The 19,323-nt window shown below is 70.5% G+C and carries 14 protein-coding genes; 3 read left to right on the top strand and 11 right to left on the bottom strand.

Going from position 1 to position 19,323, the window contains the following annotated elements; genetic code table 11:
* The 8 genes from mihF to pyrR form a co-directional block, all read right to left on the bottom strand.
* A complete protein-coding gene (gene mihF, locus NL1_RS21485) occupies nt 1-321 on the bottom strand; it encodes an integration host factor, actinobacterial type (RefSeq protein WP_040708330.1) in 321 nt (106 codons plus the stop codon).
* A gap of 611 nt (nt 322-932) precedes the next feature.
* Nucleotides 933-1,757 (bottom strand): orotidine-5'-phosphate decarboxylase, encoded by an 825-nt coding sequence (pyrF, locus tag NL1_RS21480; protein WP_067842108.1) that lies wholly within the window; start codon nt 1,755-1,757, stop codon nt 933-935.
* 246 nt (nt 1,758-2,003) lie between these two features.
* Nucleotides 2,004-5,336 carry a carbamoyl-phosphate synthase large subunit gene (gene carB / locus NL1_RS21475; RefSeq protein ID WP_067842105.1) on the bottom strand — a complete coding sequence of 1,111 codons (3,333 nt, stop codon included), beginning with the start codon at nt 5,334-5,336 and terminating at the stop codon, nt 2,004-2,006.
* The gene (gene carA, locus NL1_RS21470; RefSeq protein WP_067842103.1) at nt 5,336-6,448 is read right to left on the bottom strand and encodes a glutamine-hydrolyzing carbamoyl-phosphate synthase small subunit; all 1,113 of its coding nucleotides are present in this window, start codon (nt 6,446-6,448) and stop codon (nt 5,336-5,338) included. The genes carB and carA overlap by 1 nt, the downstream gene beginning before the upstream one ends.
* Entirely contained in the window at nt 6,445-6,942 is a 498-nt protein-coding gene (locus NL1_RS21465) for a PH-like domain-containing protein (RefSeq protein ID WP_067842101.1), read from the bottom strand. Before NL1_RS21465 ends, carA begins: the two co-directional genes overlap by 4 nt.
* On the bottom strand, nt 6,943-8,259 hold the full coding sequence (locus NL1_RS21460) for a dihydroorotase (protein ID WP_067842222.1): 1,317 nt from the start codon (nt 8,257-8,259) through the stop codon (nt 6,943-6,945).
* Nucleotides 8,260-8,287: 28 nt separating this feature from the next.
* A complete protein-coding gene (locus NL1_RS21455) occupies nt 8,288-9,247 on the bottom strand; it encodes an aspartate carbamoyltransferase catalytic subunit (RefSeq protein WP_067842099.1) in 960 nt (319 codons plus the stop codon).
* Nucleotides 9,244-9,885 carry a bifunctional pyr operon transcriptional regulator/uracil phosphoribosyltransferase PyrR gene (gene pyrR / locus NL1_RS21450; protein WP_067842096.1) on the bottom strand — a complete coding sequence of 214 codons (642 nt, stop codon included), beginning with the start codon at nt 9,883-9,885 and terminating at the stop codon, nt 9,244-9,246. Before pyrR ends, NL1_RS21455 begins: the two co-directional genes overlap by 4 nt.
* Before the next feature lie 237 nt (nt 9,886-10,122).
* On the opposite strand from pyrR, the gene NL1_RS21445 reads away from it, so the two are divergent.
* The 3 genes from NL1_RS21445 to NL1_RS21435 all read left to right on the top strand — a co-directional run bounded on the left by NL1_RS21445 (nt 10,123) and on the right by NL1_RS21435 (nt 12,894).
* On the top strand, nt 10,123-10,749 hold the full coding sequence (locus NL1_RS21445; protein ID WP_067842094.1) for an alpha-ketoglutarate-dependent dioxygenase AlkB: 627 nt from the start codon (nt 10,123-10,125) through the stop codon (nt 10,747-10,749).
* Between the two features lie 167 nt (nt 10,750-10,916).
* A complete protein-coding gene (locus NL1_RS21440; protein ID WP_067842092.1) occupies nt 10,917-11,651 on the top strand; it encodes an HD domain-containing protein in 735 nt (244 codons plus the stop codon).
* A 61-nt stretch (nt 11,652-11,712) separates the two neighbouring features.
* Nucleotides 11,713-12,894 (top strand): serpin family protein, encoded by a 1,182-nt coding sequence (locus tag NL1_RS21435; protein WP_067842090.1) that lies wholly within the window; start codon nt 11,713-11,715, stop codon nt 12,892-12,894.
* 161 nt (nt 12,895-13,055) lie between these two features.
* On the opposite strand, the gene NL1_RS21430 is transcribed toward NL1_RS21435, so the two are convergent.
* The 3 genes from NL1_RS21430 to NL1_RS21420 all read right to left on the bottom strand — a co-directional run.
* A complete protein-coding gene (locus NL1_RS21430) occupies nt 13,056-14,288 on the bottom strand; it encodes an FAD-dependent oxidoreductase (RefSeq protein ID WP_067842088.1) in 1,233 nt (410 codons plus the stop codon).
* A gap of 67 nt (nt 14,289-14,355) precedes the next feature.
* Nucleotides 14,356-14,910 (bottom strand): DUF4334 domain-containing protein, encoded by a 555-nt coding sequence (locus tag NL1_RS21425; RefSeq protein ID WP_156094978.1) that lies wholly within the window; start codon nt 14,908-14,910, stop codon nt 14,356-14,358.
* A 68-nt stretch (nt 14,911-14,978) separates the two neighbouring features.
* The coding region (locus NL1_RS21420) for an NACHT and WD40 repeat domain-containing protein (protein WP_067842086.1) at nt 14,979-19,323 on the bottom strand (4,345 nt) is incomplete at its 5' end.

Here is a 19,323-nt window from a genome sequence, read left to right as displayed (position 1 = left end):
TCAGGCGTCGAAGTCGAACCGGGCGAGCAGCGCCTTGCGCTGCCGATCGCCGAGCCCGCGCAGACGGCGGGTGGGGGCGATCTCGAGCTCGGTCATGATCTCGGCCGCCTTGACCTTGCCGACCTTGGGCAGGGCCTCCAGCAGCGCCGACACCTTCATCTTGCCGAGGATCTCATCGGTCTCGGCATCCTTGAGGACGCTCTTCAGGTCGGTGCCGCCACGCTTCAAGCGCTCCTTGAGCTCCGCCCGAGCGCGGCGAGCGGCAGCCGCCTTCTCCAAAGCAGCGGCGCGCTGCTCGTCAGTCAGCTGGGGAAGGGCCACGGTTCCTCCGTCTCATCGTTCATTGCTTGATCTACCGCCGGTAACCCGCGCGGTCTCAGCGACCGTACCCACGACGTCCGCCAATTGCGAACCCACCCCCCAGGTCAGCGCATGATTCCGCATGCCGTAGGGGCGAGCCGGACCGGATGCGCGTCGCGCCCCGGGCGCTGCGGTGATCGTACCGCCGAATCTCGAAAAAGCCCTGCTACCAGCATATTTTCGACGCATTCCAGGGTTAGCGGAACAGTTGCGGTGGCGCGCCGCGACGCGTCGGCAACCGGTCGGGCTTCCGACCAGGAAGTTTCTGAGAATTTCCCGCATGTCGTGCTGTTCGTCCGCGTGTCGGATCGAACACATGTCCCATCGGGTGGGATCGACGACCCCGCGGACGACGAAGAGCCCCGGCGCGATGCGTCCGGGGCGGAACGATGAAATGGGGGCACAGCGTGCCGCTGAATCGCCGTCTACGCGATTCACCACACGTCACACGGGTTTCCCCGTGCGGAACGCGCGTAAACCCCGCAGAATGGCGACCAGACACCGCAAAACGGCCCGCGGGTTCGGTCGGTACCGAGCCCGCGGGCCGTGAAGGTGACAGGTTGTCGAGGAATTCAGCGCCGCAGGAAGGCGAAGTCCTCCTGAAGTGCGGCAACCTTGGCACGCAGTGCCGAGACCGAGGGACCTTCGCGCAGCACCTCGCGCGACACGTTCGGGACGACCGCGCCGAGCATCGATTCGGGCACCAGATCGCGGACCGACTCGGGTCCCCCGCCCTGGGCGCCGATGCCCGGCATCAGGATCGGGCCGTTCAGCGCGGACAGGTCGGGCGCCTCGGCGAGGGTGGCGCCGACGACCACGCCGACCGACCCGAAGTCCTCGCCCGCGTTGCGGGCGGCGGCCTCGTCCACCATCGTCTGGGCGATGCTGCGCCCGTCCCCGGCGCGCGCCAGCTGCACTTGCGCCCCTTCGGGATTCGAGGTGGCGGCGAGCACGAAGACGCCGCGGTGGTTGGCCTCGGCCAGCGCCAGCGCGGGCGCGAGCGAACCGAAACCCAGGTACGGCGAGACCGTTACCGCGTCCGAACCGAGCGGCCCGTCACCGAGCCAGGTGCGGGCGTAGGCGTCCATGGTGGAGCCGATGTCGCCGCGTTTGGCGTCGGCGAGCACCAGCGTCCCCGACGCGCGCAGCACCTCGACGGTCCGTTCCAGCACCGCGATCCCGGCCGAACCGTAGGCCTCGAAGAACGCCACCTGCGGCTTGACGAGCGCGACGGTGCCGTCGAAGGCCTCAACGCAGATCTCGGCGAACTGCTCGACGCCCTCGGCGTCCTCGGGCAGGCCCCAGGCCGACAGCAGCTGCGGGTGCGGATCGATGCCGACGCACAGCGGGCCGAAGTGGTGCATCGCGTGCCGCAGCCGCGCGCCGAACGTTTTCATCGGATCTCCTGTGGTCTCGGCGCGCCGGGGCGCGCGGGTTCGCGGCCCCTGGTGTCTCGCGGCCCGGCGATCGAGACTCGCGCTACGCGCATGCGCTTCGATCGCCGGGCCGCGAGACGGCCGCGAACGGTCGCTCGTAAGACTCGCTCGGTGCGGGGCCGGTCGGGATGGTCCGTCGCGTCAGGTTCGGCGGTTCCGATCCGCCTATCCGACGTCGCGGCGAACTTCCGGCCCGGCACCGCTGCCTCAGCCGCGCAGCGACGAGTGCAGTTCCTGCAGGGACCGCACGCCGATGCCGCCGTTGATGCTGGCCTCGATGCCCTGCACGGCCGCGGCCGCGCCCTGCACCGTGGTGATGCACGGGATGTCGACGCCCACCGCGGCGGTGCGGATCTCGTAGCCGTCCACGCGCGGACCCGAGTTGCCGTAGGGGGTGTTGAACACCATGTCGACCTCGCCGTCGCGGATCTGCTCCACGATGGTCGGTTCGTCGGCCGGGCCCTCCTCGGAGTGCTTGCGCACCTGCTCGCACGGAATACCGTTGCGGCGCAACATCTCCGCGGTGCCCTCGGTGGCCAGGATGCGGAAGCCCAGGTCGTGCAGGCGCTTGACAGGGAACACCATGGCCCGCTTGTCGCGGTTGGCGATCGAGACGAAGACCGTGCCCTCGGTGGGCAGCGAGCCGTAGGCCGCGGCCTGGCTCTTGGCGAAGGCGGTGCCGAAATCGGCGTCGATGCCCATCACCTCGCCGGTGGACTTCATCTCCGGGGAGAGCAGCGAATCCACGCCGGTGCCGTCGGCGCGACGGAACCGGTGGAACGGCAGCACCGCTTCCTTCACCGCGACCGGCGCGTCCAGCGCGACGTGACCGCCGTCGCCCTCGCTCGGCAACATGCCCTCCTTGCGGAGTTCGGCGATGGTGGCGCCCAGCATGACCCGCGCGCAGGCCTTGGCCAGCGGCACCGCGGTCGCCTTGGAGACGAACGGAACCGTCCGGCTGGCACGGGGATTGGCTTCCAGCACGTAGAGCACGTCGTCCTTGAGCGCGTACTGCACGTTGAGCAGGCCCTTGACGCCGATGCCCTTGGCCAGCGCGATCGTCGAGCGGCGTACCGCCTCGATATCGCTGCGGCCCAAGGTGATCGGGGGCAGCGCACACGCCGAGTCGCCGGAGTGGATGCCCGCTTCCTCGATGTGCTCCATCACGCCGCCGAGGTAGACCTCCTCGCCGTCGCACAGCGCGTCCACGTCGATCTCGATGGCGTCCTCGAGGAACCTGTCGACCAGCACCGGGTGCTCGGGGTTGAGCTCGGTGGCGCGGGAGATGTAGCCCTCGAGGGACTTCTCGTCGTACACGATCTCCATGCCGCGCCCGCCGAGCACGTAGGACGGGCGAACCAGCACCGGGTAGCCGATGCCCGCGGCAATCTTCTTCGCCTGCTCGACCGTGGTGGCGGTGCCGTACTTCGGCGCGGGCAGCCCGGCCGCGACCAGCACCTCACCGAATTCGCCGCGGTCCTCGGCCAGGTCGATGGCGGCCGCGCTGGTGCCGACAACGGGAACCCCGGCGTCGGTCAGGCGCTGCGCGAGACCGAGCGGGGTCTGCCCGCCCAGTTGCACGATGACGCCCGCGACGGTGCCGGACTCGCTTTCCGCGTGGTAGACCTCGAGCACGTCCTCGAAGGTGAGCGGCTCGAAGTAGAGCCGGTCGGCGGTGTCGTAGTCGGTGGAGACGGTCTCCGGGTTGCAGTTGACCATCACCGTTTCGTACCCGGCCTGCGACAGCGTCTGCGCCGCGTGCACGCACGAGTAGTCGAACTCGATGCCCTGGCCGATGCGGTTCGGGCCGGAGCCGAGGATGATCACCTTCTCGCGCTCACGCTGCGGCGCCACCTCGGATTCCGCGGCGGGATCGAGCTCGTAGGCCGAGTAGTGGTACGGGGTCTTGGCCTCGAACTCGGCGGCACAGGTGTCGACGGTCTTGAACACCGGGCGCACGCCGAGCCGGTGACGCAGCGCGCGCACGCCGGCCTCGCCCGCCAGCTCCGGCCGAAGCGCGGCCAGCTGACGGTCGGACAGGCCGTAGTGCTTGGCGCGGCGCAGCAGCGGCTCGTCCAACACGGGGGCGTCGATGATCTCCTGGCGCAGCTCGACGAGCCCGGCGACCTCGGCGACGAACCACGGGTCGATGCCCGAGGCCGCGGCCACGTCCTCGATGCTCGCGCCGTAGCGCAGCGCCCGCTCGACCTGGTAGATGCGGCCTTCGATCGGAGTGCGCAGGTCGTCCAGGATCTTCTCGACGGCGCCCTGCACGTCACCGCCGTCGGGCGCCCACGGGCCGTCGTCCAGGGTCCAGAAGCCGGTGGCCTTGGTCTCCAGCGAGCGCAGCACCTTGCCCAGCGCCTCGGAGAAGTTGCGGCCGAGCGACATGGCCTCGCCCACCGACTTCATGGTGGTGGTCAGCGTCGGGTCGGCGCCGGGGAACTTCTCGAACGCGAACCGCGGCGCCTTGACGACGACGTAGTCCAGGGTCGGCTCGAAGCAGGCCGGCGTTTCCTTGGTGATGTCGTTGACGATCTCGTCCAGCGTGTAGCCGATGGCCAGCTTGGCCGCGATCTTGGCGATCGGGAAGCCGGTGGCCTTGGAAGCCAGCGCCGAAGAGCGCGAGACGCGCGGGTTCATCTCGATGACGATCAGGCGGCCGTCGAGCGGGTTCACCGCGAACTGGATGTTGCAGCCGCCGGTGTCGACGCCGACCTCGCGCAGGATGGCGATGCCGAGGTCGCGCAGCTTCTGGTACTCGCGGTCGGTGAGCGTCATGGCCGGGGCCACGGTCATCGAGTCACCGGTGTGCACGCCCATCGGGTCCACGTTCTCGATCGAGCAGACCACCACGACGTTGTCGCGGCCGTCGCGCATCAGCTCGAGCTCGTATTCCTTCCAGCCGAGGATGGACTCCTCGATCAGGACGTTGGCCGTCGGCGAGGCGGCCAGGCCGCCGCCCGCGATGCGGTCGAGGTCGTCGTGGTTGTAGGCCATGCCGGAGCCTAGGCCGCCCATGGTGAACGAGGGCCGCACGACGACGGGGAAGCCCAGCTCGGCGACGGTGTCGCGCACCTCGTCCATGGTGAAGCAGACCCGCGAGCGGGCGCTCTCGCCGCCGACCTTGGCGACGATGTCCTTGAACTTCTGCCGGTCCTCGCCGCGCTGGATGGCGTCGAAGTCGGCGCCGATCAGCTCGACGTTGTACTTCTCCAGCACGCCGCGCTCGTGCAGCGCGACGGCGGTGTTCAGCGCGGTCTGCCCGCCGAGGGTCGCGAGGATGGCGTCGGGACGCTCCTTCGCGATGACCTTCTCGACGAACTCCGGCGTGATCGGCTCGACGTAGGTCGAGTCGGCGAACTCGGGGTCGGTCATGATCGTCGCCGGGTTGGAGTTCACCAGCGACACGCGCAGGCCCTCGGACCTGAGCACCCGGCACGCCTGGGTGCCGGAATAGTCGAACTCACAAGCCTGGCCGATGACGATCGGGCCCGAGCCGATCACCAGGATGTGGTGTAGATCCTCGCGGCGAGGCATCAGGCTCCTTCCATGAGACCGGCGAAACGGTCGAACAGATATGCGGCGTCGTGGGGACCGGCGGCGGCCTCCGGGTGGTACTGCACGGAGAACGCGCGGCCGTCGAGCAGACGCACGCCCTCGACGGTGCCGTCGTTGGCGCAGACGTGGCTGACCTCGGCGCGGCCGAAGGGGGTGTCGAACTGCTCGCCCTGCTCGCCCTCCAGGGCGAAGCCGTGGTTCTGCGCGGTGATGGAGATCCGGCCGGTCTCGTGCTCGACGATCGGGATGTTGATGCCGCGGTGGCCGAACTTCATCTTGTAGGTCTTGCGGCCGAGCGCCCGGCCCAGGATCTGGTTGCCGAAGCAGATGCCGAACAGCGGCAGTCCCTGCTCCAGCACGCCCTGGGTGATGGCGACCGCGCCGTCCTGGGTGGCCGGGTCACCCGGGCCGTTGGACAGGAAGACACCGTCGGGCTTCAGCTCGTTGATCTGGTCCAGGGTGACGGTCGAGGGCACCACGTGCACCCGCATGCCGCGCTGGGCGAACATGCGCGGGGTGTTGGTCTTGATGCCCAGGTCGACGGCGACGACGGTGAAGCGGCGCTCGCCGGTCGGCTCGATCGTGTAGACCGAGCCGGTGCTGACCTCACCGGCCAGGTCCGCGCCGAGCATGGACGGCTGACCGTTGACCCGCGCCAGCAGGGTGTCGGCGTCGGCGAGTGCGGGACCGGAGAAGATGCCCGCCTTCATCGACCCGCGGGTGCGCAGGTGGCGCACCAGCGCGCGGGTGTCGACGCCCGCGATACCGACGACATCCTGGCGCTGCATCGCATCGGGCAGCGTCGTGGTCGCCCGCCAGTTCGACGCCCGTCGCGCGGGGTCGCGCACCACGTAGCCGGCCACCCAGATCTTCGAGGACTCGTCGTCCTCGTCGTTCCATCCGGTGTTACCGATCTGCGGTGCCGCCGCCACCACGATCTGGCGGTGGTAGCTGGGGTCGGTCAGGGTCTCCTGATACCCGGTCATCGCGGTGCAGAACACCGCCTCGCCGAGCGTCTCGCCCACGGCGCCGTAGGCGGTGCCGCGGAACACCCGGCCGTCCTCCAGCACCAGCGCAGCCGCTTCGTTCACGTTCTGTCATCTCCCGTCATCGTCCTGGCCCACGCCGGGTACACCGTCTTGTCGTCACCTCGGAAACCCGTGTCTATCTCGGTCCCGGTCGGCAGCTTCCAGCGAATTACCAGCACACCATCTTCCGTCATCACCTTGCCCGCGTGGCCGCGTTCGGTGCGCACCGCCGTGATGGATTCCTGCGGAATCCAGATCACCGTCGCGCCGTCGCGTTCGAGCAGAATCCCCCGCTCGAACCGCGTGAGTTCCGCTGTGGCGCGGAAACCCAGATCGCCCACCGCGATCCGGTCCTGCCAGCTGGGCGCGATGGTGCTGCCGAGATACATCCCGGTGGTCGGTTCCAGCACCTGCGCGCCCAGTTCGGCGGGCACCGGCGGCAGTTCGCCGATCCGCGCCTGCTGACGTGCCGCGCGGTTGGTCCAGCCTCGGTACATCAGCCAGAGCGCGAGCGCGAACAGCGCGAACAGCCCGACCACCCACAGCGTTCTTTCCACTTACGGACCTCCTGTAGCGGAACCCGAGCCGACCGCCTTGCCCTCCCGGGCGGTCACCCGGCCGCGCAGCACGGTCGCCGTCACCTTGGCCGGGAAGGTCATCGCCTCGAACGGCGTGTTGTTCGAGATGCTGGCCAGCTCGGTGGCGCGCACCGTCCAGGTGGCGTCCGGGTCGACCAGGGTGAGGTTCGCGGGCTCGCCCACCTCCACGGGGCGGCCGTGGTCGTCGAGTCCGACGATCTGCGCGGGGCGCTCGCTCATCACGCGGGCGACGCCGCGCCAGTCCAGCAGTCCCGGCCGCACCATGGTCTGCACGATGATCGACAGCGCGGTCTCCAAACCGAGCATGCCGGGACGGGCCGCGGCGAATTCGCAGCACTTGTCCTGCTCGGCGTGCGGGGCGTGGTCGGTGGCCACGCAGTCGATGATGCCCTCGGCCAGTGCCTGCCGCAGTGCGGCGGCGTCGGAGGTCTCGCGCAGCGGCGGGTTGACCTTGTTGACCGCGTCGTAGGTCTCCAGTCGCGAGTCGTCCAGCAGCAGGTGGTGCGGCGTCACCTCGGCCGTGATCGAAATGCCCTGGGACTTGGCCCATTTCACCAGTTCCACGGTGCCCGCGGTGGAGGCGTGGCAGATGTGCACGCGCGCGCCTGCATCCCTGGCCAGCAGCGCGTCGCGGGCCACGATCGACTCCTCGGCGGCGCGCGGCCAGCCCGCAAGGCCGAGCCGGGCGGCGGTCGGGCCCTCGTGCGCGACCGCGCCCTTGGTCAGCCGCGGCTCCTCGGCATGCTGGGCGATGAGCACGCCGAGGGAGTTCGAGTACTCCAGGGCGCGGCGCATGATCAGCGGGTCGTAGACGCAGTGGCCGTCGTCGGAGAACATGCGCACCGCGCCGACCCCGGCGGCCATGGTGCCCATCTCCGCGAGCTGCTTGCCCTCCAGGCCGACCGTCACCGCGCCGACCGGGAACACGTCGACAAGGCCGACCTCCTGGCCGCGCCGCCACACGTGGTCGGTGACGACCACCGAGTCGGCGACCGGGTTGGTGTTGGCCATCGCGAACACGGCCGTGTAGCCGCCGAGCGCGGCGGCGGCCGAACCGGTCTCGATGGTCTCGGTGTCCTCGCGGCCCGGTTCGCGCAGGTGGGTGTGCAGGTCGACGAAGCCGGGCAGCAGGATCTGGCCCTTCGCCTCGATGATCTCGGCGTCGATGATGCCCAGATCGGTGCCGATCTGCCGGATCTCGCCCTCGGCGACGAACACGTCGACGGGCTCACCCTCGCCGTAGATCAAGACCCCCTTGATCAACAGCCCACTCATCGCGCCACCTTCCACTCGTCTTTGCCGTTCATGCCACCGCCTCCTGCGCGCCGACCAGCAGCCGGAACAGCACCGCCATGCGCAGGTGCACGCCGTTGGTGACCTGCTGCAGGATCGCGGCCTTCGGCGAGTCGGCCACGGCGGAGGCGATTTCCATGCCGCGCAGCATCGGTCCGGGGTGCATGACCACCGCGTGCTCCTCGAGCAGCGCGAGCCTGCGCTCGGACAGTCCGTAGCGCACCGAGTACTCGCGCGCCGAAGGGAAGAAGCCGCCGTTCATGCGCTCGGCCTGCACGCGGAGCATGAGCACCGCGTCGGCGCCGGGCAGTTCGGCGTCCAGTTGGTGCGCGACCCGCGCGGGCCAGGCTTCGACGCCGACCGGCAGCAGCGTGCGCGGTGCGACCAGCACCACCTCGGCGCCGAGGGTGTTCAGCAGGAAGACGTTCGAGCGCGCCACCCGGCTGTGCAGGATGTCGCCGACGATCACGACCCGCTTGCCCTCGATGTCGCCGAGCCGCTGACGCAGCGTCAGCGCGTCGAGCAGCGCCTGGGTCGGGTGTTCGTGCATGCCGTCGCCCGCGTTGATGATCGCGGGACCGGAGGCCCGGCCCTCGGTGCGCGCCCATCCGTCCATCCAGTGCGCGATCTGGTGCGCGGCGCCGGAGGCCGGGTGACGCACGATCAGCGCGTCCGCGCCCGCGGCGTGCAGGGTCAGCGCGGTGTCGCGCAGCGATTCACCCTTGGACACCGACGAGCTGCTCGCGCTGACGTTGATCACGTCGGCGCTCATCCACTTCCCGGCGACCTCGAAGGACACCCGGGTGCGGGTCGAGTTCTCGTAGAACACCGTCATCACGGTGCGGCCGCGCAGGGTCGGCAGCTTGTGCACCTCGCGGCCCAGCAGCGCCTGCTCGAACCGCTCGGCCTCGTCGAGCAGCTCGGAGGCCGCGACGCGGTCCAGATCGGTGACGCTCAGCAGGTGTCTCACGCCTCGGCCTCCTGGTGCAGATAGACGCCGTCTCGACCGTCGTGTTCGGTGAGCAGCACGGAGATGTCCTCCGACCGCGAGGTGGGCACGTTCTTGCCGACGAAGTCGGCGCGGATCGGCAGTTCCCGGTGGCCGCGGTCGATCAGCACGGCCAGCTGCACCGAGCGCGGTCTGCCGAGGTCACGCAGCCCGTCCAGAGCCGAGCGCACGGTGCGGCCGGAGAACAGCACGTCGTCGACGAGCACCACGAGCGCGTCCTCGATGCCGCCGTCGGGCACCGACGTGCGCTCCAGCGGGCGGTGCGGACGGCTGCGCAAGTCGTCGCGGTAGAGGGTGATGTCGAGCGAGCCGAGGGCCGGGCGGACGCCGGAGAATTCCTCGATCTTGTCGGTCAGCCGCGCGGCCAGTGTGGTGCCGCGGGTCGGGATGCCGATCAGCACCACGCGCGGCGCGGCGGCCTCGTCGGAGTCCAGCGCGGTCTTCTCGATGATCTGGTGCGCGATGCGCGCGATGGTCCGGCCGACGTCGGAAGCCGACAACAGCTCCCGCCCCGCCCCCACCCATTCGGGTGCGTGCCGCTGAGAATGCGTCGTCTCGGCAGCGCCGGACTTGGCGGCCCGCTCTCCGGGCACGGCCATGCCGACCTCCTTCCCCGCCTCACCGGACGGTCCGTTAAAGGATGTCTTACGGCTAGCAGCGTAACAGCGCTCCCGACCCCGCTTTCACCAGGTACATCGGCCTGTGAGCTGCCCCACGGACAGGCTGTGAGCGGTGCCACCCGCCGGATGCTGTGATGCTGCGGCGCGGCCACCGGCTGCGACAACTGCGAGTGTCGACGAGTGCACATATGTTCGAATGGGGGTATTGTCCGGCGGGTGACCGCATGGCTGCAGGGTTCGCTGTTCGACGGGTCCGGGGATCTGCTCCTCGGCTCGCTCGCGAGCACACACCGCACGCCGCTGTCCGATGGTGCGTGGGTCGACGTGCGACCCGGATGGCTGAGTGGAGCCGACACCTTGTTCGACCGGTTGGCGCGGGAGGTCCCGTGGCAGGCCGAGCGCAGGCCGATGTACGACCGGGTGGTCGACGTCCCCCGGCTGCTGCATTTCTACGAAGAACAGGCGGCGCTGCCGGATCCGATCCTCGACGAGGCTCGTGATGCGCTGAGCCGTCACTACGCCGCCGAGCTCGGCGAACCGTTCCGGACGGCGGGTCTGTGCTACTACCGCGACGGGCGCGACAGCGTGGCCTGGCACGGCGACACCTTCGGCCGCGGGGCGACGCACGACACCATGGTCGCGATCCTGTCACTCGGCGCGCCGCGCGCCCTGCTGCTGCGGCCGCGCCGGGGCGGCGCGAGCATCCGGTACCAGGTGGGCCACGGCGACCTGCTCGTGATGGGCGGTTCCTGCCAGCGCACCTGGGAGCACGCGGTACCCAAGACGCGCAAGCCGGTCGGGCCTCGGATCAGCATTCAATTCCGTCCACGCGACGTGCGCTGAGATCAGTCGCACGACGTCGTACCCGATTCGAGAACGCTTGGCGGCGAACCGAATCCGGCACCTACCGAGAGGCAAGGGCATCCGGGCGCGGGCGGCGTCGCGATCCAGCAGACGACAGAGTGTCGCAGGGCACAGCGCGCGGCGCGGCGGCCCGATAGATTGGCACTATGCGCAATCCTGGGGCGGGAGTTCTGGCCGTGATGCCGCTGCACACGATCAGCGAGGTTTACGGCGAGGCAGGGCTGCGCGAACGACTGCTGCTCGAGATCGCGGAATTGCCCGACGGCGAGCGGCTGACCTCGGCACTGGAGCTGGCGACCGAACTGCACCGCGAAGATCGCTACGGCCGCGAACCCTATCTGAATCATCTTCTGCGCGTGGCGATTCGGATCGTCAGTCACTACGAGGTGCACGACACCGACGTGGTGGCGGCGGGCCTGCTGCACGATGCCGTGGAGGACCATCCCGCCGAGCTGGCGGGCGACCGCGGCGGCTCCCCTACCGATGGCGCGCTCACCGAACTGTCCGAGCGCTTCGGCGACCGGGTCGCCGACCTCGTCGCGGCCGTCACCAACCCCGAGCCCGATCCGCGCCGCGATCGACACGAGCAGTACCGCGACCACGTCGCGACGACTTTGGATCGCGCACCCTGGGCGCGAGTCGTCAAACTCTCGGACTTCACCGACAACGGCGTCGGCATCCTCTACGCCGAGAAGCCGATCATGCGGAAGCTGGCCGTCAAGTACAGCCCGCTCACCGACGTCTACCGAGACCTGGTGAGCAGGCCGGACACTCCGCTCGCCGAACACGTCAAGCAGCACATCCTCGGCCAGCTCGATCGCGCCGACGAACGCTTCGAAGCCATCCTCTCCCGCAACCGATCAGCGGCCGATCGGGATTAGCCGCGGCGCGATCGGTTCCAGCGGAGCACATCGCGGCACGAACCGCGACTAGGGTGGCCCCGTGGGGAGCACAGTCGACACACACGTCGCGGCCGTCAACGAGCTGACCGCGCGGTGGGCGGCCGCGGCGGGTGCGGATGATTTCGTTGTCTCGGGGGCCGGGCTCTGGCCGTTGCTCGGTCTTCTCGCCGGGGCCGCGGAGGGTCCAGCGCGCGACGAGCTGGAAGCCGCGATCGGGGTGCCCGCCAAGTCTGCGCACGGTGCCGCGCTGGAGTTGATGCGGATCATGGCCGAGTCAGAAGATCTGTCCGCGGTGCTCGGTGCGTGGTTCGCCGAAACGCTTCCGCTGCGCCGTGAGTGGACCGACACGGTGCCGCCGGACACGATCGGGCGGCTGACCGGACAGGACGCGCTCGATGCCTGGGCCGCCCGCGGGACCGGCGGGTTGATCGAGCGATTCCCGCTGCGCATCGCGCCGGACATCCGCATGGTGCTGGCGACCGCGCTGGTCGCCCGAACCCGGTGGCGCGATCCGTTCGACGACACCGTGTTGCGCCCCGAATCCGGGCCGTGGCGGGGTCTCAGGGGGCGCGGGCTCGTGCGTTCCACCGGCGACCTCACCGCGGCCGCCTTGCTGGACGGCCCGGACCCGGTGACGCGCGTGGTCGTCACCGGCACCGCCGACTTGGACGTGCACCTGTTGCTCGGATCGTCCATGCCCGGCTCGGTGCTGGCCACCGGCCTCGCCGCGCTGACCGGACGGACGCCGGTCCGTTCCGCGCTGCCGCCGGGAACCACCGGCCCTGGCCTGCGGGTGTCGCAGCACCACGCGCCGCGGCCCGGCGATCGGCTCGACATCCGGATGCCGCCCTTCGAGATCCGCTCGTCGCACAATCTGTGCGCCACGCCCGAACTCTTCGGCCTCACCGCGGCCATGACGACCGACCGCGGCCACTTTCCGGCGGTCTCGCCGCAGGAACTCGCGATCGCCCAGGGCGCGCAGGACGTGCTGGCGCGCTTCACCGCCGAAGGTTTCGAAGCCGCGGCCGTCACCGCCGTCAGCGCCCGGGCGGTGAGCATGCCGCTGCGGGCGGACCACCTGGTCACCCAGGTCGACGTCGTCTTCGATCGGCCTTTCGGGTTCCTCGCCGTGCACCGCGAGACCGGCCTCGCGGTAGTCGCGGGCTGGGTCGCCCGGCTACCGATCCGCCGCGACGACGAGCAGGATCCGTTGTTCGTCTAGGCCCTGTGTCGAAGTCCGGTGCATCCGTGGCTCAGATCGTCGCCTGCCGGGCGGCATCGCCGCTTCCTCGATGCCGGGTGTGGCGATGACGAGGATCCTCGAACGGCACGCTCACCGACACTGCCGGTGACCAAGAGCAAACAGGTCTCGCCGACGCGATCTCAGTTCGCCCGGCGCGCGAAATCCGGTGCGTGCTCGGGCAATACGCCGCGGGCGATCAGATAGGCCGGAACGCCGCGCAGCACCGGGACGCGTCGCAGGACCCGCAGCGGCCACGGCGCGTTGCCCGCATGCGAGAGGTCCACCCGACCGGACAAGGCGGGCCCGATGGCCCAGGTGTGCAGCGACCGCTGCATGCCCTGGGTGACGACGGTCGGGAACGAGCGGCGACGCTGCACCCTGGCCAGGTCCTGTACCCGCACCTGTCCCGAAAGGAGCGGCGCGGCAAGGATTCTCGCCGCCGCCACCGCGTCCTGCACGGCGAGGTTGATGCCCACGCCGCCTGCCGGGGACATGGCGTGCGCGGCGTCGCCGAGGCACAGCAGTCCGTCGGTGTACCAGCGGTCGAGGCGGTCGAGTTTCACGTCGAGGAGCTTGACCTCGTCCCAGTCGCGCAGCGCGTCGACGCGGTCGGCCAACCACGGTACGGCCTCGGCCATTTCGCGCAGAATCGCCCCGACCGGCCCACGTCTCGCCTCGGCGTCGCTGCCCTTGGCGATGAGGGTGGCGCACTGCCAGTAGTCGCCACGATCGAGCATCACCGCGGCGCGGCGTGGGGTGACGAGCGGAATCGCGCCCGCGGGATCGATCCCGGTGCGCGGCAGGCGGAACCACCACACGTCCATCGGCGTCGGCCAGCGGCGCGAGCGCAGTCCGGCGGCCGCCCGAAGTACCGACTCGCGTCCATCGCAGGCGACGGTGAGCGCGGCCTCGATCGCACCGGCGCCGCCCTCGGCCGTCCGGTATTTCGCACCCGTGACCCGGCCGTCGGCGAGGATGAGCCCGGTGGCCTCGGTGTTCATCCGCAGCCGGAAGCTGGGTTCGCGGTCGGCGGCGCGGGCGAGCAGGTCGAGCAGGTCCCACTGCGGCACCATGGCGATGTATTTGTGTTTGCCGGGAAGGGTGTTCAGCGTCGCCAGGGTCTGCAGCGACCCGCCGACCGGCAGCTGCACCGATTCCAGTCGCCGCGCGGGCAGTTTCGCGAACTCCTCGCCGAGGCCGAGTTCGTCGAGCAGGTCCAGGGTGGTCGGATGCACGGTGTCACCGCGGAAGTCACGCAGGAAGTCGCCGTGCTTCTCCAGCACGGTGACCTCGACGCCCGCACGGGCGAGTAGCAGGCCGAGCACCATGCCCGCGGGTCCGCCACCGACCACCAGGCAGGTCGTTCGTTCCATCGACGGTCTCCCCTCGCACGGCGATCGACACTCGAGCGACACGTCGATGGTAAGCCGGGAGCACGCCCTACCGGCGCAGGACGAAGAAGTACGGATCGGCCAGCCCGCGCAGATCCATCACCCCGAACAGCGTGTGCGCGTCGACGCGGCGGAAGTGGTCGATGATCGGCAGGTGGTCGTAGACCATCGCCGCACTCACCACGCCCCGGTAGGTGATGTCGCGCAGCCGCGCCGTGTGGCTGCGGGCACGCAGCGCGGGACCGAGCACCGGCAGCATCGAGCGCAGCATCCGCACACCGGACAGCGGCACGCGGCCCGCGAGGCTCAGCGGCACCCGGCGCGGGTCGACGGGGAACACCGTCCCCGCGGCGTCCGCGAAAAGCAGCGGATGCACGGCGTCGGCGCCGTCGAATTGCTTGCCGTACCAGCCGGACGCCGCGAGCACGCCGTCGAACGGGTGCCCGGTGTCCAGTTCCTCGCCGCGCCAGCGTCCGGTCGTCGTCTCGGCGACCGGAACGCCGGGCAGCCGATCGAACAGCGCCCACGCCTGCTCGGCGGTGCACCCGCCGGTCTGCAGCGCGGCCAGTTCGGCGATTCCTGTCACGGGCGTTTCGGCGGCCATCCCACACTCCTCGTTGCGACGTTGCGAGAAGAACTCTAACGGTCTCTCATCTTCTCGGTGCGACGCCCCTACAGCGGCGCATCCACGGGTACCTGCACGACCTCCGGCAGGTAGGCGTCGAGTTCGCCGGACTCGAAGCGGGTCATGCCGATGACGTGCCAGAACTGACCGGCGATATTGCCCTCGAACTTGTAGCGGCCGTCCGGGGTCAGCGCGGCCCAGCCCTCGGGCAGGCCGAGCAGCACCGCGCGCACGGCGGGCGCGGCGTCGCGTCCGTTCGGCAGGGTCCACAGGATCGCGCTGCCGTCGTCGCCGCCGCTGGCCAGCCGCCTGCCCGCCGGGTCGAAGGCCAGCGACCAGACTCGCCGCTTGTGCCCCTCCATGGTGTGCAGGTGTCGTCCGGTCGCCATGTCCCACAGGCGAATCACCAGGTCGTCGCCCGCCGTGGCCAGCGTCCCGGTGTGCGGATCGGTGGCCGCGGTCCACAGCCTGCCTGTGTGCCTGGTCAGCTCGTGCAGGCAGTCACCGGACTCGACGTCCCAGATCCGCGCCGTGCTGTCCCAGGACGCGCTGGCGAGCCGGTCGCCGTGGAAGGCCACCGAGTAGACCCGGTCGCCGTGGCCGCGCAGCGCCCGCAGGAATCGCCCGGACGACACGTCCCAGAGCCGCACCACCGAGTCGTCGCAGCCGGTGGCCATCAGCGTGCCTTCGGCGTTGAACGCGATGGAGCGCACCCGGCCGCGATGCTCGGCGCAGACCGCGTGCAGCGCCCCGGTGGAACGGACCCAGACGATCACGGTGTCGTCGTCGTTGGCGGTGGCCAGGAAATCGCCGGTCGGGTCGAAGGCGATCGTCCAGATCGGCGCCGACTCCACGGTGATGTGCCGTTCGAAGCTGTCGGCGTCGAGATTGAACAGGCTCAGCCGCCCGTCGTTGCCGACGGTCGCCAGCTGGCGCCGCTGCGCCGAGCTGAACATCGCCGACTCGAAGGTGAGCAGGCGGTCGTGACTGCCGACCAGGCGGCGAATCAATCTGCCGGACACCGGATCCCACAGCCGCACCACACCGTCGTTGCCGCAGGCCGCGAGCAGGTCGCCGCCGGAGTTGAAGCTCACCGAGGTGACCTGACGGCCGTGCCCGGTGAGGGTGTGGCGGCAGACGCCGGTCACCGGATCCCACAGCCGGGTGGTGAACTGGTCGTCGGTGATGGCCAGTTGCGCGCCGTCGGGCCGGAAGGCGAACGGCCAGATCGAGCCGGTGTGCGCGGTGAGCCGGTGCCGCAGCCGCGCCGACTCGCTCTCGCGCAGGCAGACCAAGCCCGCGCTGTCCCCGGAGGCGAGCACCGCGCCGCTCGGATCGAAGGCCAGCCAGTAGATGGCGGCGGTGTGCTCGGTCGGCGCGTGCCGCGCCGCCCCGGTCTGGACGTCCCAGGTGCGCAGTCCCCCGTCGGTGTCCCCGCTGGCCAGCAGCGGGCGGGTGGGATGGAAGGCCAGGGTGTAGACGCGCCCGGTGTGCCCGGCCAGCGTCCGGACCGGGCGGCAGGTGGCCGGGTCCCACAGCGTCAGCGCGCCGTCCACGCCGCCGACGGCGAGCAGCGTGCCGGAGGGATCGAACGCGATGCGGAACACCGAGCCGCCCGCTCCCGCGAATTCGCCTTGCTGCCTACCTGTTTCGATGTCCCAGAGCCGGACCACGCCGTCCCGGTAGGCCGCGGCCAGGATCGTGCCGTGGATGGCCAGGCTGTAGATCAGCTCCCGCCCGCCCGACACGGGAACGCATTCGTGGCGCAGGTCGCCGCCGGGCAGCGACCACAGCCGCAGCACACCCTCCGCGTCGCCGGTCACCAGCAGGTCCCCCGCCGGGCTCAGCAGCACCGGCCATGGCCAGTTCTGGTGGCCGGGCAGAATGCGGCGCAGTTCGCCGGTCACCGCGTCCCAGATGCCGACGGTGCGGTCGTGCGAGCCGGTGATGAGCACCGAGTCGGTGAACGCCACCGCGAAGGTGCGGGCGCGGTGGGTTTGCAACGTGCGCAACGGCCGACCGGTCTCGGTATCGCAGATCAATACGCCGCCGTCGTCGCTGCCGATGGCGAGGGTGCCGCCGTCGGGGCTGTAGGCGACCGGCTGCGGCAGCCTGCCGTGCCTGGCGTGGAACCCGTGCCGCACACCGATGGCCGCCGGGGCGAATTCGGTCTGCGCGGCGGTCCCCGGCACCCACGCGGCGCCGCGCAGATCGGTGCCGATCGGGGTGCCGATCACCTCCAGCAGCGCGGCCCGCGGCCAGCGGCTGCCGGTTCCCCGTGCGCCGGTCAGGTCGGTGCGTGCCAGCCGCGCCCTGGTCAGGTCGGCGTCGGTGAGATCGGCGCCGACCAGCACGGCCTCGTCGAGGCGGGCGCCCACCAGGCGCGCGCCGCGCAATATCGCGTGCGTGAGATTCGCGCCGACCAGCCGCGCGCCGGTCAGGTCCGCACCGCTGAGATCCACCCCTTGCAGGTCGCGGTAGGACAGGTCCTCGCCGGCCAGCGCGGCGCCGCGCAGGTCGGCGGTCGGCGCGGTGCGCAGCCGGGTGGTGACCCGCAGGGCGTTGGTGCGCGAGTTGTCGTCGCAGGTGGCGTCGGCAAGCACCGTCTCGGCCCAGCCGCGCAGGGCCTGGGTGTCGGCCAGATCGCACAGGAAGTCGATGGACAGTTGCGACAGCTGCGCCTGCGCGAGCTGCGGCGGCGCGGTCGTCCCCGCCGCGAACTGATCGGCGACGTGGTTGGCCACCAGCCATTCGGTCACCGACGTGTGGATGAAGCCGAAGAGATTCTCCTCGGTGCGCACCAGCAGACTGCCCGAGCCGATGGCGTGCGCCGACTGCTGCACCGACATCCGGTGCGGGCCGCTCAGCTCGACGAGATCCCTTGCCACCTCGGTCAATTCGGTCAGCCGCAGGTACGGCTCGCCCTTGTCCCATATCCGCAGCGCGAAGGCGGTGACCGCCAGCCACAGCTCGTCCAGGCGCAGGCCGGGCGGCGATCCGGCGACGGTGGCGGTGCGGTCGACCTCGTGCGTCAGCCACGAGTCCAGGATTTCCCGGTACAGCCCCGCCGGGCCGACCGCCTGTTTCGCGCCGGCGGCGGCGCGCAGGCGGCGCTCGTCCAGATCGGCGATGAAGCTGAGCATGCGCGGATTCTGAGCAAGGCCGAGCAGGTCTTCGATGCCGGTGATCAAACGCATCCTGGCCTCGGCGCGGCGCGCGTCACCGCCGTACCGATTGGTGAGGAAGGCGCGGATCTGCGCGGGGGCGAAGTCCTCGATGCTCACGATGCGCCGGTCGTGGAGCAGACCGACCCGCTCGCCGAGGGCGGTCAGCACCTGGGCGCGCGACTCGAAATGCTGGGTGCGGCTGGCCACGATGATCTTCGCCTTGCCGACCGCCGCCTGGAGCAGCGTCTCCAAGTGGTCGGCGGCGAATTCGTAGCTGATACGGGTGACGAGCTCGTCGAAACCGTCGAACAGCAGCACCACCCGGCCCTCGCGCAACATGTAGCGCAGCGCCTTCAGGTCGATGCGGTCCTCGCCGTGGTTCGCCAGGTGGGCCGCGACCAGTCCGTCGACCGAGTGGGTCTTGTCCAGGGTGCGCAGTTCGATGAGGATCGGCACCAGCGCGGGCTTGGTCTCGGTGATGCGGCGGGCCAGTTCCCGCAGCGCGAACGTCTTGCCGCGCCCGAAATCGCCGAGCAGCAGCACGAATCGGCCGTGATCGGCGCTCACCGTGCCGAGCAGTTCGCCGACCAGGTCGTCGCGGATCAACTGGTCACCGTGCTCGAGAACGCGAAAGCGTTGCGGCACATAGAGTTCCGGCGGATACCTGCGGTCCGAACGGAGCGCGGCGGCCTGCGCGGTGAGATAGCCGTCCAGGTCGAGCAGGCCCTGGAATTCGGTGAAACTGCGCACCCGAAGACCGTGGCTCGCGGCCTCCTCGCGCAGCGAGCGCGGCGGCGCGGCCCCCCGGTAGACCAGCTCGGAGCCGTATTCCGGGTCGTGGCCGAGGAAGTCCTCGACCACCTGCCTGGTCATGTCGCCGACGTGCACGCCGACCCGCCACTGCGCCACCACCTCGTCGTTCTGGTGGGTGATGAACAGGTGCGGCGGGTCCACCTCGACGCGGCGGATCCGCGCGCCCGGGTACCGCGTGTCGCAGACCTCGGCGACACGGTCGAGCAGCCTGCGGTGCGGATCGACGATCGCGGGGGCGTCGGCGGCGGGACCGAGCGCCTCCGGTTCCTCGACGACCAGCTCCGCCGCCGCGGCCGTGGCCAGCGCGGCGGCCGAGCGGTTCCACGCGTGTTCCAGTCGCGCTCCCGGCTCGCCGGGCGTCGCGTCCTGGGCGCTGTAGCGCGCCAGGCCCTCGGCGGTGATGTGCACGATC

Source organism: Nocardia lijiangensis NBRC 108240 (assembly GCF_001613045.1).
Lineage (GTDB): Bacteria > Actinomycetota > Actinomycetes > Mycobacteriales > Mycobacteriaceae > Nocardia > Nocardia lijiangensis.
This window is presented reverse-complemented; position numbering and strand designations above follow the sequence as displayed.

What these genes read in the sequence shown, in the direction of transcription:
- NL1_RS21430 (WP_067842088.1), bottom strand. Translation starts at nt 14,288, where the DNA reads ATGGAACGAACGACCTGCCTGGTGGTCGGTGGCGGACCCGCGGGCATG.
- NL1_RS21440 (WP_067842092.1), top strand. Translation starts at nt 10,917, where the DNA reads ATGCGCAATCCTGGGGCGGGAGTTCTGGCCGTGATGCCGCTGCACACG.
- carB (WP_067842105.1), bottom strand. Translation starts at nt 5,336, where the DNA reads ATGCCTCGCCGCGAGGATCTACACCACATCCTGGTGATCGGCTCGGGC.
- pyrR (WP_067842096.1), bottom strand. Translation starts at nt 9,885, where the DNA reads ATGGCCGTGCCCGGAGAGCGGGCCGCCAAGTCCGGCGCTGCCGAGACG.
- NL1_RS21460 (WP_067842222.1), bottom strand. Translation starts at nt 8,259, where the DNA reads ATGAGTGGGCTGTTGATCAAGGGGGTCTTGATCTACGGCGAGGGTGAG.
- NL1_RS21425 (WP_156094978.1), bottom strand. Translation starts at nt 14,910, where the DNA reads ATGGCCGCCGAAACGCCCGTGACAGGAATCGCCGAACTGGCCGCGCTG.
- pyrF (WP_067842108.1), bottom strand. Translation starts at nt 1,757, where the DNA reads ATGAAAACGTTCGGCGCGCGGCTGCGGCACGCGATGCACCACTTCGGC.